The 15118-nt window shown below is 56.4% G+C and carries 15 protein-coding genes; 11 read left to right on the top strand and 4 right to left on the bottom strand.

All coding sequences use genetic code 11. The features are described from left to right. Positions 1–175: 175 nt before the first annotated feature. Positions 176–826: a hypothetical protein gene (locus tag AC13EY_RS14400; RefSeq protein ID WP_482877772.1), complete on the bottom strand. Its 651-nt coding sequence runs from the start codon at positions 824–826 to the stop codon at positions 176–178. After that, positions 823–1860, bottom strand: a complete 1038-nt coding sequence (locus AC13EY_RS14395) for a helix-turn-helix transcriptional regulator (protein WP_482877770.1) — start codon at positions 1858–1860, stop codon at positions 823–825. Before AC13EY_RS14395 ends, AC13EY_RS14400 begins: the two co-directional genes overlap by 4 nt. 140 nt (positions 1861–2000) lie before the next feature. On the opposite strand from AC13EY_RS14395, the gene AC13EY_RS14390 reads away from it, so the two are divergent. The 7 genes from AC13EY_RS14390 to AC13EY_RS14360 are packed head-to-tail and all read left to right on the top strand — an operon-like array spanning position 2001 to position 6221. Continuing rightward, a complete protein-coding gene (locus tag AC13EY_RS14390) occupies positions 2001–3164 on the top strand; it encodes an ADP-ribosylglycohydrolase family protein (protein ID WP_482877768.1) in 1164 nt (387 codons plus the stop codon). Positions 3165–3218: 54 nt separating this feature from the next. After that, the gene (locus AC13EY_RS14385) at positions 3219–3812 is read left to right on the top strand and encodes a hypothetical protein (RefSeq protein WP_482877766.1); all 594 of its coding nucleotides are present in this window, start codon (positions 3219–3221) and stop codon (positions 3810–3812) included. Between the two features lie 25 nt (positions 3813–3837). Further along, positions 3838–4185: a hypothetical protein gene (locus tag AC13EY_RS14380; protein WP_482877764.1), complete on the top strand. Its 348-nt coding sequence runs from the start codon at positions 3838–3840 to the stop codon at positions 4183–4185. Between the two features lie 3 nt (positions 4186–4188). Then, the gene (locus AC13EY_RS14375) at positions 4189–4938 is read left to right on the top strand and encodes a hypothetical protein (protein ID WP_482877762.1); all 750 of its coding nucleotides are present in this window, start codon (positions 4189–4191) and stop codon (positions 4936–4938) included. A gap of 55 nt (positions 4939–4993) precedes the next feature. Further along, positions 4994–5185, top strand: a complete 192-nt coding sequence (locus tag AC13EY_RS14370; protein WP_285676586.1) for a hypothetical protein — start codon at positions 4994–4996, stop codon at positions 5183–5185. Next, positions 5185–5685: a hypothetical protein gene (locus tag AC13EY_RS14365; RefSeq protein WP_482877760.1), complete on the top strand. Its 501-nt coding sequence runs from the start codon at positions 5185–5187 to the stop codon at positions 5683–5685. Before AC13EY_RS14370 ends, AC13EY_RS14365 begins: the two co-directional genes overlap by 1 nt. Further along, entirely contained in the window at positions 5682–6221 is a 540-nt protein-coding gene (locus AC13EY_RS14360) for a hypothetical protein (RefSeq protein WP_482877758.1), read from the top strand. Before AC13EY_RS14365 ends, AC13EY_RS14360 begins: the two co-directional genes overlap by 4 nt. Before the next feature lie 17 nt (positions 6222–6238). Here AC13EY_RS14360 and AC13EY_RS14355 read toward each other — a convergent pair whose 3' ends face one another. Next, complete coding sequence (locus AC13EY_RS14355) at positions 6239–6820, bottom strand: plasmid pRiA4b ORF-3 family protein (protein WP_482877756.1); 582 nt, start codon at positions 6818–6820, stop codon at positions 6239–6241. Between the two features lie 14 nt (positions 6821–6834). Beyond that, positions 6835–7710 (bottom strand): helix-turn-helix transcriptional regulator, encoded by an 876-nt coding sequence (locus AC13EY_RS14350; protein ID WP_482877754.1) that lies wholly within the window; start codon positions 7708–7710, stop codon positions 6835–6837. Positions 7711–8228: 518 nt separating this feature from the next. Here AC13EY_RS14350 and AC13EY_RS14345 point away from each other — a divergent pair. The 4 genes from AC13EY_RS14345 (at position 8229) to AC13EY_RS14330 (ending at position 15104) form a co-directional block, all read left to right on the top strand. Further along, positions 8229–8888: a hypothetical protein gene (locus AC13EY_RS14345; RefSeq protein ID WP_482877752.1), complete on the top strand. Its 660-nt coding sequence runs from the start codon at positions 8229–8231 to the stop codon at positions 8886–8888. Between the two features lie 74 nt (positions 8889–8962). Next, the gene (locus tag AC13EY_RS14340) at positions 8963–10174 is read left to right on the top strand and encodes a DUF6361 family protein (RefSeq protein ID WP_482877750.1); all 1212 of its coding nucleotides are present in this window, start codon (positions 8963–8965) and stop codon (positions 10172–10174) included. Further along, on the top strand, positions 10174–11961 hold the full coding sequence (locus AC13EY_RS14335; protein ID WP_482877748.1) for a phospholipase D family protein: 1788 nt from the start codon (positions 10174–10176) through the stop codon (positions 11959–11961). Before AC13EY_RS14340 ends, AC13EY_RS14335 begins: the two co-directional genes overlap by 1 nt. Further along, positions 11958–15104, top strand: coding sequence for a C-terminal helicase domain-containing protein (locus AC13EY_RS14330; RefSeq protein WP_482877746.1), 3147 nt, complete (start codon positions 11958–11960; stop codon positions 15102–15104). The genes AC13EY_RS14335 and AC13EY_RS14330 overlap by 4 nt, the downstream gene beginning before the upstream one ends. The last annotated feature ends 14 nt before the right edge of the window (positions 15105–15118 follow it).

The raw sequence follows: 15118 nt of genomic DNA, 5'->3' as shown, positions 1-15118 counted from the left end.
TATAGCCTTGGTCGACGACCAAGGCCGCTGCATCATGTTTGAACTCGACCGAAAAGGATCGACGTTGTTTGCTCATTGAACACCTCGCTGATGGCGATTCTACCGCCTAACTTGGTGTCCGGGATTAGTAGACCACTACAGGCAGACCATTCTGGGTCATACACCCCTTTGACGCTCAGTCCTTTACCACCGGATAACACGCATCGCCCCACAAGGTATTCGGGTTATCCAGCATGATCTCGATCACCAGCGGAACCAGCTGGGACAAAATGGCAACACAGTCACGCATCTGTTCTCGATTGACCTGACTATTCCAGGTCGCTCCACCGTGGATCAGTTGGTTGCGCAGGGTGTAGAGTCGGCTGAATACCACTGCGAGCACGGTTGCTGTGTCTCTTGACCCTAGCGCCGTTTTCGCTCTGTGTTTTCCGGCACTGAAGCGTTGCTGCCATTGATCGTGCGTGAGCTTGCCGCTCTGGTAGTCCCAAAAGCTTTGGAACACATATGGGTTGTCCAGCAGTACTCGGATGCTGTTCGGAAAAGCCTGCCACACCAGTTTCTCCAGTGTGTTGTTCTGGTCTAGCTGACAGAGTTTGTTGAGAAACGCTTTGAAGGTTTCCTGTTCGCTGAGGCGCAGGCGTTCGTCAATTTCGGTGGCGTAGGCCGCATTGAACGCGATCCACAGAAATATGAATTGGCCGTCCAGATCCTCGGCTTGCTCGGCGCGGTTGAGCCAGCTGAGCGAGCGGTGGGTGCGCAGGGCGAGGTTCTCGTTATGCGTATGGCGTTCGTCTCTTTGGCGCTGTTTCAGTTCCTTGTAGTTCATGCTTGTGTCTCCTCGGCGGCCTTGTAGCCATTCGCCTTTGCATAGGCCAACACCTTTTCCGCGTCTGCTGCCAAGGCGTCTCGCCACTCGGCAGGCTGCTTCACGTTGAATTCCGGCCCCAACCCGCGTATCCACCACAGGGTTTGTTTGTCGTTAGGCACGGTGGCGCGTAACTCAACCCAGTCCTCTGAGTTGGGCTCCGATAGTTGCTGGTCTGCGCTGATAGGCGTCTCTGAAAGCACCCGGGCCCGATCCTTGGTGATGTCGGCAATCAGTTGCACTGGTTGGGCATTTATTGGATAGCCAAAATTACCTCCTTGCACATAGTCCTGAATGCTGAAGTCTGGGTTTTGGCGGTATGGCTTGGCGCTCTGGGAGACGGTTTGAAATCGGTGCAGGACTAGTTGCAGTATGTTGTCACGGTCACCTACGGTGGCCAGTACGTAGCTGATTGGGCCACGGATAACCAAGCCTTGCGGGTGAACGGTGTAGTGCTTGAGCGTACTTTCATAGCGGTTGAAGTAGGAGACATCAATTGCATGCTGGTTGAGCAGAGCGTCGGATATCGCTTCCCAGATCCCAGGTGCAACCGTGGGGGCGATCAGCTCCTTGCCCTCCGGAATGCTGGCGACACGTTTTTCCCAGTGCGCCAGGTCGTTGGTCTGCAGATGATCCAGGTGCTGACGTGCTCGAGAGAAGCGGTGTCTGATATGACCCAAAGCGGCTGGTGGAAGCGCTTTGGTAAGGCTTTGTTCGGCCATGACCAATACCAGAGCTTCTGCGGTGTCCATCGCCGGAAGGTCGCTCGCAAACCCCGCCACATACTGCCAGCGGTAGGGCTTGCTGGAGGTGTCACAGACCAGCGGGTAGCGGACCGAGAGGTTTTGCAGGTCTCGCTGCAAAGTGCGTTCGGTGAATTGAAAGCCCTCTTCCTTTAGCTTCTCGTACAGCGTGCCGGTGTCGCGCTTTCCGGGCGCGCGCGGGATGAGATTCAGCAAGGCCAATTGGCGCTGCACGGTATCGTGTTTGCTCATGACAAATCCTTTTGTTTGATGGCTGCGACATAAATCGTCGCATGCTGTCGTTATGCTGTCACCTGGTAAATGCAAAGGAGCGCAGCATGACGGTATATACGCAGTGCGGGTCTCAATCAGGTGCTTTCACGCGCACAGACATGGAGCTGTCGTGCCTTGGCGATGACGACGTCTGTGGTCAACGCCAGTCGCTGTGGAGCTTAGCTGGGCAAGCTCGGTCTCAGCGCCAGACGATTCCTGCCGGGTTATCGTTGTCGGCCGAGAGGGTGCTCGGCTGCCTGCTGGCAGGTGCCGCTGGTGACGCGCTAGGAGCGCGGGTCGAGTTCATGTCATGGGATGAGATTCGTCGGGGGTTCGGTAACTGGGGCATCCGCTCCATGGCACCGATCTATGGTCGACGCGGTGCAGTGACCGATGACACTCAGATGATGCTGTTTACTGCAGAAGGGCTGCTGCGGGCCTTTGTACGTCAGCACGAAACCGGTAGCTGCCACGTGCCAGCGGTTATTCACCACTCACTCCAGCGTTGGCTGCTTACCCAGGGTGTCGAGCCGGCGTTGAGCCCGTGCCGTGATGGCTGGTTGATCGAGCAGTCTGCTCTGTGGTCACGGCGTGCACCGGGTAATACCTGCCTGTCCGCGCTGATGGACAGTCGGGTATTCGGTGAACCAGCGGTGAACGACAGCAAGGGCTGTGGCGGCGTCATGCGTGTTGCGCCCTGCGCCTTTTTGTTCAATGCGTTCGATGTAGCCAGCGAGTCAGCCCGGTTGACCCATGGTCATCCTACCGGCTACCTGGCCGCAGGGCTGTTTGCCGACATTCTGAACCGTTTATGGCGTCAGGCTCTGCCGTTGGCCGAGGCGACGGTGATTTCCCTGCAAGCGCATGGCGGCAAAGCCGGCATGCAGGAAACCCGCAGGCTGATTGAATACGTACTGCGTATGCACCAGCAGGGAGTGCGCCCTAATCCTGATCGTATCGCAGATTTGGGTGGTGGTTGGGTTGCAGAGGAGGCACTGGCTATCGGGTTGTGGTGCGCTCTGGCGGCCGAGAGCCTCGAGGATGGCATCATCATGGCGGTAAATCACAGCGGTGACAGCGACAGCACCGGGATGATTGCTGGCAACCTGCTAGGTTTGATTTTCGGCCCACAGGCTATTCCCGAACTTTGGCTGGAAGACCTGGAGTTGCGAGATGTGATTACGCGGATTGCTGTCGATCTGACGAGTATCCCCAACAGCTATGCGGAGGGTGTGGATCTAGCGAAGCAGAAGGTCGCGCGAGAGACGTACCCTGGGTGGTAATCACCAGTGGACATGGTGTCAGAACACGAAATTGTCATTGGGAGGGGAGAACAAATGCGCGACATCTTTGAGTTGGAAAAACATACCCAAGTCGACCGGGAGCAGTCCTACATTCGGTCTTATCCGCACCTGCTTGCGTGGTTTGCAGAGCGGGAGCGGCTGGCTGGCGCTGATGTTACCTGCGCCGCACATATGGTCTATGGCTGGATGCCGACGATCCTTGAGCTGCACGCTACCGATGGGTTTGGTGTTGATGATGCAGCTGTGCTGCTTAATACAGCTCGGAGTGAGGGGTGTTTGAATGACCAGGCGATTACCCAGTTGGCCGGGTTGGTCAATCACTCGGTTGTCGGCGCATCGAAACTGCTGCACTTCCTGTGTCCAGATACTTTTGCTATTTGGGACTCCCGGATATACCGCTTCCTGTACCAGAAGGCGCCGCACCAGTATCGAGTGAACAACGTCCGTGAGTATCAAGACTACCTTGAGTTGCTCAGGAATCTGCAGCGGGATGCTCGCTTCCCGGCTTTCCATGCATCGGTCAACGAGAAAATGGGGTATCCCGTTTCTGCTCTCAGGGCAATTGAAATCGTAATGTTTCAAAATGCTGTACTGAGCGAGATTCCTGCCTCTCTGGGTGATTTGTAGGCGGCTGTTTGAAGGAATTCGTCTGATGGATCCTTGTAAAACCAAGTTTGACCCAGGCTTCGAATCCCTGCGCCTTGGGATGCTGCTCCGGCAGTTTCCGGAGCTTGCGGATGGTCGCTGCGAGGTGCACTTTGCTGCCGATGAGGGGGCTCGCCTGAGCCATACGTCCTGGTCCACCGATGTTGCCTGGTTTGTTCAAGCAGGTGACTCAGGCTTCAAACACTACCTGATGGAGCTGCTGGATAGCCTAATTCGGTATCGTGCACAGTGCCGTCAATCTTGCTGGAAAAAGGGTATCGTGCGCATAAGCAAAGGCGCCATGAGCATTGACTGGCTAGTTGACGACGAATTTGAAAATGGATTGAGGACGTAACGAATGGATGCATTGAAACAGGAATACGTGCGCATTCTGCAGGGGCTGCAGATTGACCGGTTCAACCTGGCTGAGGACAAGTACTCGGGTGTGTTTCTGCCTGATCCGTTTGAGGAGTATTGGGCCGCTGAGACGAAAGTCATGCTGATCGGTCGTGAGACGGCAGGTTGGAATACTGATAACGACAAGAATACGATCAAACGGGCTGCTGGGCTGGGCAGTGTTACGGTCGCCCAGGTAGTAGATGAGTCCTTTGGACGCTACAGAACTCACTTCAAATTGAAGGGCAACAAGGTCGTCGATACGTCCAGAAGCCGTTTTATGCAGTATTACTTCCGGCTGGCTAGGGAGCTGGGTCTGGACCCCAGAGCAATGATCTACGCGAACCTGTTTGCCTGGGACTATGACAAGAAGAGCCCAAGAAATCGCCCAGCTAGCGAGTTCAATGAGATCGCATCAACGTCGCAGCAGTTACTTGCCGCGCAGATACGCCGTTTCAAGCCGCACTTCATTGTGTTCGCTTCAGGCATCAGAGGCGCTGATGGGCCCATTCGGAGCCTGTTTAATGATCATTTCGGCGGATACCAGACCGCTAAGGACAAGCTGCTTCCGGGCAAGCTCTGGGAGTTCGAGGCGGCCGGCGCCACCTGCTACCGCATAGCGCACCCGCGTGCTGAATATGGGCATGCGGAGTTTCGGGACCAGGTGATCGAACGCATCCAGGCCAGCGTTGCTTCGAGCGCATCGGCATAAGGGCTGTTACTAAGGCACGACATTGGTCTTGGTTATTGGTAGGAGGTATCGCGGCATGGGGATTCTGATTAAGTACCTTTTCAATGCCAGCATCCTGATGCTGCAGCTGGCGACCATGGGCTACGGGCTTTGGCTAGGTGTGACAGAGTCCTGGGGAATGGGGTTGTTCATGTTCGCCGTGGCGTTGTTGCTCGGCGCCGCGGCGTTCTCTGTACCCGACCTACCTGACCCACCGTCGGAGGCCTGATGACTGCGCAGATCGGTGACCTGCTTTTCTATCAGGGCGATCGGCTAACCATGTGTGACGCTCCACTCGGCGCCTACTTTCGGTTGGTCGGTGCGTATCCTGAGTTTGAACAGAGCTCCACTGCACTCATTCGCGGTTATGTCGCTACCTGGGAGCTGCTGGACGACAGGCTCTACTTGATCGCAGTCCAGGGCTGGCTGAGTGATGGGACTGATGCGTCATTGGAGTCCGTGTTCCCGGGGTATCCGGAGCGGGTATTCGCGCATTGGTACTCCGGTCGAGTCCGGGTCCCACGCGGCAAACTGCTGAAGTACGTGCATGCTGGTTATGCGAGTGTCTACGAGCGTGACCTGCTGCTCGACTTTGAGCGTGGCGTGCTTGTTGCCTCGACGGAGAAGCGCAACGGCGTATCGGATAACCCCAACGCTCCAGAGGGATATGGCGTGGGTGCGCTGACGGTGTTTACCAGGCCAGGCCCGCAGCAGGAGGCTGACGATTGACCTATCTCTACTTGTATCTCGGCATTGGCTTGCTGGTCGGGATTGGGTTCAGCGTTCGTGGCGCGCGTGCCTACGCTAAGGCCCCACCAATAACCGAGGTGGCAGCGCAGGCCCTTGACCCAGACTGGCAGCCGCCGAAGCGGCGCTGGTTACCCCTGATTCTGGTCAGTAGCCTGATTTGGCCGATGCTGCTCCTGCTTATTCTGGTGGATCGACCGTTAAAGCCGGCAGCCCCGATGCCCGAATTCGCGGTGACCTCACAGCATCTGCAGGAGGCTCTCTCCGTGGTCGAGATCGAAACTCGAGAACGGGTTTTCGATCCGCTTGGCGCGGCACCGGACCTGCCATTCGGTCACCTGAATACGGCCTGGCAGGATTTTCTCGTGCAGTGCGAGGAGGGGGCTGAGTTCAGGCGGTTCGCGGCTGATTGGGACGCAGGTTGGTGCAGGGAGCGGCGCGAAGGTTACGTCGAGATAGTTCAGGGTCAGCCGGGGCGGTTCTTTATGACGGTGTGCAAGACGCTGCCGGAGGAGTAACCGGCAGCAACCCGCGCTTAACCCCAGAGGTTGTTGCAAATGCGCTGCACCGCAGCATTGGCGGCCCTGCAGTCAAATACCGTCGGATCAAAGTGACCACCGGCCCAGGCCAGCGCCTCTTTGCCTTCGTCACTGTCTGGCCGAGCAATCGCCTGCAGAAAGTCCAGATACCCTGGTACGCCGCCCACATCCTCTGGCGGACAGGCGCCGGCACCATCGAGTACCTCGCACCAGGTGCCGGATACATCGCTCGGCTCCTGTGCTTCCAGCGCAATCACGTGTTGCCAGCTGTCGCCAAAGTCATAGGTGTAGCGCACACGATCCACATGCTTGAACGCCTTTGTCAGCTTGATGCGTCGGTCATCCTGCGCATCGCCCTGCAGGTCGGCAAACTCTGGGTCCAGCGGCGTATAGTGATTGAGGCCGACCTGAAACTCATGCAGGTGGCAGCTGTGCCAGCCGAACGCCGCCTGGATGAAGTGATGGAGCTTGCGTAGCGTGCAGTCGCTGTTTACCCGGATCCGACGCCATACGGGCGGCTCGATTTGCAGCGGCTCCAGTTGGATAAACAATGTGTACAGCGCGGGTTTGGTTGCCATCGGCGATCCTTGGGTTACTTGTAAAACCACGGCTGCAGCTGCTCGAGATTACCGACCACAATCTGCTGGGCTGTGGGCTTGGCGTGCACCTTGGTTGGGTCGATCTGGTAGCGCTGCAACACATACTGCACCAATGCGCCGCGGGTCTGGATCTCCAGTTGTCCGCCGATCATGCCGTAGTCCGCCTCCACGATGGCCCGCTGCTCAGCCTTCAAGCGTGAGTCTGGCTCAATGATGACGGCGACTCGGGTATTCCAGCCTGTATCCGCCTCGCGCGTATTGTCAGACAGGTCATCCATCAACTCAGGCACACCTCGGAACCGACTAAGCACAAAGTCGCGGTAGTCCCCGTTCTTCTCGCAGTAGGCGCGCACATGCCAGCGCATACCGGTAAATACCAGCGTGTGCGGTGCGATCAGGCGCGTCTCTCCATCGGGCGTGGTAAACGACACATACTCACATTCAAGTCGCTGACCTTCGCGACAGGCCTTCAGCAACGGCCGCAGCACCTCCGGACGCACCGACCTGTCCGGCACATCCAGCACCTCGGTATGGGCATAGGCCAATGCCAACCCTTCAATGTGCGGCGCGCGGTCGTGGCTTTGATTAAGCAAGTGCAGGTAGGCGCTGGCGCTGTCATCAATAAAACGCGGCTGGAAACGCTTGCTTGGTACATAGCCCTTCAGGCGCTTGTCGTACTCAAGGTTCTTCGGGGCATGCTCGGTGATATAGGTGTTGATGTCTTTGGACGCTTGCTGACGGCTGATGCCGAAGCTCTGCATCAGGTGCTGTGTGGTCAACCGACCTTCCCACCAGGCCACCGTCTCGATCAGACGATAGCGAAGGGCAAGATCCCAGCGGACGGATTCGGGGGTGTTGCTACGTTTCATGGTGTCCTTACCTGATTGAAAAGCTGACACATAAGCGTCGCTTGTGAAGATGTGTCAATCAAGATGGCATGTTGATTCGGGTTGATGCAAGGATGATTGCTTTGCCGAACAGCTCTCGTTGCCAGGTGGCGGCCTGGAATCGGCAAAACCGCTGCCTGCCTCAAGCTGCAACCAAGTAACCGACTAAGTAAGCGACCAAGTAGCGCACCTCTAGGAGCTATGAGTAAGTTCGCGCACGTGCCTGAAAACTTGACCTGTATGCATGACCATTATTGGTCTGTCAGCTAACGCGACATATCATCCAACTGTGCCCGCTGGGAGTGGGCAGGGATGGATCCTCGGTCAGGGATGACCTCATTTAACAACCGGGATGAGCATGCAGCTACGGCCAGCGTCAACTGCTTTACCCGTTGCCTTGCGGTAGTTAAAGTGATCTTCCTCAAATTTGCTAGTAGCAGTCATTGTGGCGTCAGATTGCGGCGCTGCTCGTATGCAACGAAACTTAAAAGGGACTTTATATGCGCATACTCATTGCGGCACTCTCCGGCCTATTGATGGCCTCTCAAGCGGCTTTTGCAGAGCAACCCAAGCTATTTAAAGATTGGGCTTACAAAGCCCCGATGGCCTCATTTAGCCAAGAGCTAGGCTTCTACGACTGTGCGGCAGATTTTGGTGCCAAGGCTGTTTGCATAGATGATGTCGAGTTTCTGGGGTACCCCTTCGGTGCTGTGCTGAGTCCGACGGAAGGCTCCCTGGCGGAGGTCATGCTTGTTGCCGAGTTTGACTATGACCTGTATGTCAAGCTCATGGGAGCCTTGGCAGGTGGGTTTACTCTCATATCGATGCGCGGCGCTAACGATCAGTTGGACCTGCTAGAAGCCCTTCAATCGAGCCGAAATACGCAACAGTTTCAGAGCCGCCTGAACGATTATGAAACCCTGGGACTCAGCCAGGGCCAGCTGACCTACACGTTCATAGAACAACCTGGTGATGTTGTTCGTCGGTTCAGCACAGCTAGTGCTGCTGCGTTTGCTGCTCCCGAAACAGCTCGGCTGGCTGAGCTGGTTGTATATGAGGACGAGTATGAGTCAACGCTACTGGTCAAGTTTGCCCTGCCGACACTTTCTCGCGAAAGTGCACGCGAAAGTATGCAAAGAATGCCCATAGAAGATTTCTGAGCGCTGTGCCCGTATGTCGCACTCGAACATAGGGGCGATTCACTGGGAGCTATTTTTGAAGGGTGGCGTGGAATTTGACTGCATCTTTAACCTGGTTGGACCTGACCTCAGCGGATCGCGATAAGGTTCGCCAAATCCTTGATCTGTTCAAGGAGCAGGGCACTGTTGACGAACTTGGCCTCGGTAGTCTCCGCGATGCCCTGTCTGATGCACTGTTCCCAGGGACTTCTGTACTGCATACACGTTTGCGCTATGTGCTGTTTATCCCGTGGATTTACAAGCGTCTCGAGCAAACGGGGAGTGGAGGGGATGTCGCCAGAACTGCGCGATCTAAAGAGGTGGAGTTGATCTCCCATCTTGCGGATCAAGGCAATGATGGCGTGATCGGCATCCAGGCGCGGGAATCCCTGGCTCGTCTGCCAAGCAGTGTGTATTGGGCCGCACTGTCGCGTTGGGGCATTTTCGAGCCCCGACATAGCCTGAGCTGGTATCACACCCATTTTGATGAGCTGCGCCGCCAGGTTCGACGCCCTGAGATATCGGCAGACGATCCTGGGTTGCTCTTGACTGGTCGGCATACTTGGCATCCCAGGTTGCCGCCAGCACCGGCTGGATTCCCTGTAGGAGCAGACTTTTCTCTTAGTCGTGAAGAGTCAGAGTTCGTTCAGGCTCAGATCCGTGCCAACTGTAATGGCTCTTTGCTGGGTTGGCTGGCTGATCATAATCTTGCCGAGCAGGCTCATAAGCTTTGGGACGTTCACCTGCCACCTGACGCTCCCTCCCAGATAGCTTCCACACTCGAGTTGGCTCGCCAGTTTTCATTGGTTATTGAAGGTGCGCCGCTCCTTTACAACCTGATGTTGGCGGAGAAGCGTGGTAAGACCAATCAGTCGGAAGCTGATATGGCAGCAGCTGACTACTACCGTCAGGAGTTTTCCGAATGGCTGGTTCTGGCCAAGGCAGACCTGCAGACCTTCCAGCCAGAGGTCTTGTGGGCTTTCGTGGTGCGTCAGCAGGCGCGTAGTCCGGAGCCTCAACGCCGTTTTGTAGAGCGTTGGTTGCAGTGTGTCAGTCATGGAGATGTTGAACGAGCGCTTAATGATCAGGGATTACGGTCCCTGATTGAAATGCGAGAGCGGCAGCTTAAAGGTCCCAAGCGGGCGCGACTTGCAAATGCCGGCCGGTTGGCAGATTGGAGTGGCCGTGTAGGTGTTGGTCGTATGGAGTTTCGCTGGAGTCAGGTGCGCCGGATGTTGATGGATCTACATGAGGGGCTGTCGCACTGATGTTGTCTCCCGATTCCCGTGCTGTGGCGATGGATTTGCTCAAGCCTCCACCAGGTTACCGAATTGATCGCACTGTACTGACGACATACAGCATGGATCTGGAGGTTCTGTTGGCTCTGCCGCTGGCAGTATTGGCTCAGACAGATGCTGGAGTAGAGCAGCTCTTGCTGGATCCGCTGATGTTGCTCGAGGCGATTCGCGAGGCAGGTGAGCGTATACAGGTGTTTGTCGACGAGGCCGGCATTGCCGTACCCGCCAACGGTCGGGCTCTATATGGGGCGTTGGAATCCAGCGTCCATCCGGTAAAAGCGCCTAACGGTGGGGTATTCCATCCCAAGGTTTGGGTGGCCCGTTTTGTTCGTGATAATGAACCACCGCTGATTCGTGTATCTGTAGCTTCTCGCAATTTAACCTTTGATAGGTCTTGGGATATTGCCCTGACGTCGGAGGCGACTCCTGGGAAAAAAACAATTGCAGCAAGCAAGCCGCTGTCTGACTTGCTGCGTCGATTGCCAGGGCTAGGAGATGAAACACTGGAAGACGCTGTCATTGCAGACATTAAGCACCTGGCGGATGAAGTGCAGCGGACCGCGTTTCCGGCGCCGGAGGGATTCGATAGCGGTCTTGAGTTTTATGTGTTGGGTCTTGGTAAGCAGAGGGCGCACTGGAGTCCAGTCGAGCAGGCAACCCGCATACTGGTCATAGCTCCCTTCCTATCTGACAAGGCACTGCAAAAAATCGCCAGGCTGGCATCGAGTGAGTCGCTGTTGGTTAGTCGTGCAGACCAGCTCTCGCAACTTGAAACGGACTTGGCCAACGATTGGAGCGTCGTACAAGTGCTGAGTTCGACGGCCGATGTAGAAGCAGAGGATGAATCTCAGTTACGGCCATTTGGCCTGCATGCCAAGCTGATGGTATTTGAGTGGGGGCATCGAGCCACCTGGTTTATCGGCTCAGCCAACCTGACTGATGCCGCTTTTACCGGGAGAAATGTTGAGCTGATGGCGTCGGCCTCAGGCCCTAAAGGACGTCCGGGGGGCAAAGGAATTGGCATCAATCTGTTTATGGAGTCGGGTTTTCAGAGTCTGTGTGAAGACTATCAGCCTGCTGAGTACGCGCCTGAGGAAGAAACAGCTCAAGAGGCCGCAACCAAGCTCAAACAGGCTCGAGAGGCATTGCTGGGCGCGGAGTTGCGTGTCAGCTGTCGACCAGCAGAAGGCGATTGGCAAATGGCCGTGCAGGGTGGGATTGCCCTACCTCAAGGCGTCACACTAACCGCTTGGCCCTTATCGGTTGAAGGGCATCAGGCTAAGGAGTGGCAGGACGGTGTCAGTTGGTATCTACCAATTGCCCGGCTGACGGCATTTATCGCTTTCAGCATCGCCGTGGATGGACATGATGAGAGACTCGATCTTGCCATCAAGCTGCCTGTAGAAGGGATGCCGGAGGAGCGGATCCATCATGTGTTACGCACCCTGATCGATAGCCCTGAGCGTTTCATGCAGTTCCTGCGGGCCTTACTTGGCGGGCTAGAGGAGATTGCCGGGCTCATCGGGGACAGTTCCGGGCAAACTTGGAATTTTGCCGGAGGCCAGGGACTCCGAGGTGAGCCATTGCTGGAAGACATGCTGCGCGCCGCCTCAAGGGACCCGCAGCGGCTGCTCCCGGTAAGACGGCTGATTGCTGATTTGCGCCAGTCGGAAGAGGGGCGAAAGATCGTGCCCGATGATCTTTATGTCGTATGGCAAGTAGTTGATTCAGTACTGAATGACATGGAAGCTCAATGAAACGACCAGATATCGACAGTGTTCTGGCCCCGCTGAAGACTTTCCAGCGGCGCACAGTGGAGCATGCTTTCTATCGCATGTTCCATGCTGATGACAGTACGGGCCGTTTCCTTGTTGCTGATGAAGTAGGCCTTGGTAAGACGCTGGTCGCCCGAGGTGTGATCGCTCGCGCAGTAGACAAACTCTGGCAGGATGTCGATCGGATCGACGTGATTTATATCTGCAGCAACCAGAGTATTGCCCGCTCCAATCTACCGAAGCTGCGGATCACCGGTGACAACCAGGTCAGTTTTTCCCTTGCTTCTCGCTTGACCATGCTCGCTACTGAGCTTGCCCCCCGTGAGGGGCAGCTGGGATTGGCTGGTAGCAAGCTGAACTTTGTCAGCTTTACCCCAGGTACCTCCTTTGACATGGGGCGTTCGACCGGGATGCGGGATGAGCGCCGGTTACTGTTTCACCTCCTCGACGGTGTAGTAATGCCACGAGTGGGGTTGATGAACTTACTCCAGGGAGCGGTCCAGAGCCGTGAGCGCTGGCGTCAGCAGCTCAATGACTGGCCACTGCCGCTGGAAGAGGGCATTGCTGCACGTTTCCGGGAGCGATTCCGGGATAGTGGGCGTCTGCAACAGGATGTAATTGACGCCGCAACCCGCTACTTCGCTCGTTATCGGGAGTCCTACCCGCCGGATGCTGGTCATTTGCGTCGACGCTTGATCGGTGAACTACGTCAGTTGCTGGCTGAGGTTTGCGTCGAAGCGCTGGAGCCGGACTTGATAGTGGTGGATGAGTTCCAGCGCTTCAAAACACTTCTGGATCCAGAACAGGCCGAATCTGATCCTTCGGCAGAGATTGCTCAGGCACTGTTTAGCGCTAAATCATCGGAGGGAGTCCCTGCGAGGGTGCTGCTGCTCTCCGCAACTCCGTACAAGCTGTTCACCACGGACGCAGAGATTGAGCAGGAGGACCACTATAAGGATTTCATTGCTACTACCGCCTTTCTGCTTGGGCATGACGAGAAGCGGGGCGCTCGTCTGAAGTCTGCGATTACCGAATTTGGTCGCGGGTTACGTCGTGCAGCTAGGGGAGAAACGGATCAGGTCTTGCCAGCGAAGCAGGAGCTTGAGCTCTGCCTGCGAGAGGTGATGGCTCGCACCGAGCGCGTGGCAGCCACAGAAGAACATGACGGTATGCTGGTCGAGCCTTGCAATACCGTAAAACTGCAGCCTGAGGATGTACGCCAGTATCTGTCGGCCGATGCGGTATTTCGTGCGGTAGGCGAGCGAGATCCAATGGTTTACTGGAAGTCCGCCCCCTATCTCGCCAACTTCATGCATCGCTACAAGGTGGACAAGCGGATACAGGATACGCAGCAGCGCTTCCCTGAAAAGCTGGCCAAGGTCATCACCGAGCACCAAGACAGCATGCTGTCCATTGATGCAGTTTCAAAGCTCGAGCCTGTGCCGGATGCGCATGCAAAGCTGCGTGACTTGCGAGAACGCTTGATCGACAGTGGATTGTGGAAGCTGCTTTGGATGCCACCGACCGTACCATACTGGCCGTTGGCTGGAGCCTATGAGGGACAGCATGGGCAGAGCAAGGCGCTGTTGTTCTCTGCCTGGAACATGGTTCCCGATGTAGTCAGTGGTCTGCTCAGCTATGAAGCCGAGCGGCGAATGCTGGGGCCTGATTTTGAGAGTTACCACGAACCGGATCGTCGCCAGAGCGCCCTGTTGCGCCTGACTGAGACAGGTGGGTCTCGAGCTCGGCATCGCCTGTTGCTGCTGCTTATGCCCTGTCTGACACTGGCAGATAAGGCTCATCCTCTTGCTGCTCCAATAGGTGTTGACCGGCGCGAATGGGTACGTGGTCAGGTGGCTGAGCTGCTCCAAACCTTGCCTGATCCTGAGGATGCTGCGGTAGATAATCGTTGGGAATGGGCGGCGCCGTTGCTGCTGGATCCTGGCATGCGGGAGTTTTTGTCTGACTGGCCGCATGACTGTGCAGCACCGGAGTATCGACCCAATCCTGAGTATTTGCCTGGCTACGTAGATGACCTGCTCTCCTTGGATATCAGCACCCTTGGACGCCGTCCTGATCACTTGCTTGAAACCCTAACTGATGTAGCGCTTGGCTCGCCGGCTGTGCTTGCTGCGCGCATGCTTGATGTGCCTGGATTGTCGCCGCTGGTACGTCGGGAGCTAGCTGCTAGGACCGCCTATTCATTCTGGCGTTTATTCAACCGCCCGGCATCGATTCGCCTTATCCGTCAGCTGGACTCCACCGGTTCTGATTCCAGCGATGAAGATGCCTACTGGCATCGTGTCTTGCGCTATTGCCGTGACGGGAACTTGCAAGCAGTTCTCGACGAAACCTGGCATCTAGTGTTCGAGCAGCATGGTTGGGCGGCAGGCCAGGAACTCAACTCCGTCTGCCGTGACTGCGTAGCCGATGTGGTGGAAATGGTAGAGCCACGGCCTTCACGAGTGCTGGCTCGCTGCTATCGGGTTAAGGGTAAACAGGTTGAGACGGAGGAGCTGCATCTGCGGATGATGTTTGCTCTGCGCTTTGGGCATTTGCAGTCAGAGGAGGGCGGTTTGACTCAGGACGCAGTACGAAAGGCCTTCAACAGCCCATTCCGGCCATTCCTGCTCTCGAGTACATCAGTGGGACAAGAGGGGCTCGACTTCCATCCGTGGTGTCATCGGATTGTTCACTGGAACCTGCCGGGTAATCCGGTGGATATGGAGCAGCGGGAGGGGCGGGTGCATCGGTATAAGGGGCACGCAGTACGTAAGAATGTTGCCGCCCGCTTTTCCTCCGAGTCACTGTGTAACTGGCGCCCCGGTCAAAACCTCTGGCAAGAAATATTTGTGCGGGCTGATCGGGAAGCGCGCGCGCAGGGCCGCAGCGAACTAGTGCCTTATTGGGTCGCACCGGGAGAGGCTCGGATCGAGCGCCATGTGCCGGCATTGCCTTACACCAGCGAGGTTGAGGCCTTCGCCAGGTTGAAACGCCAGTTGGCTGCTTACCGGGTGGTCTTTGGTCAGCCACGACAGGAAGAACTGCTTGATCTGCTCGATAGCTCCCAAGTATCGCAGGGACAGTTGGAGGCTTGGTCTATCGACTTGATGCCGACGGTGTGAGTCCTTCAATGCGA

The sequence above is a fragment of the Halopseudomonas sp. L-58 genome (assembly GCF_056859475.1).
The sequence above is the reverse complement of the archived record's forward strand: the minus strand, read 5'-3'. Positions and strand labels throughout refer to the sequence as shown.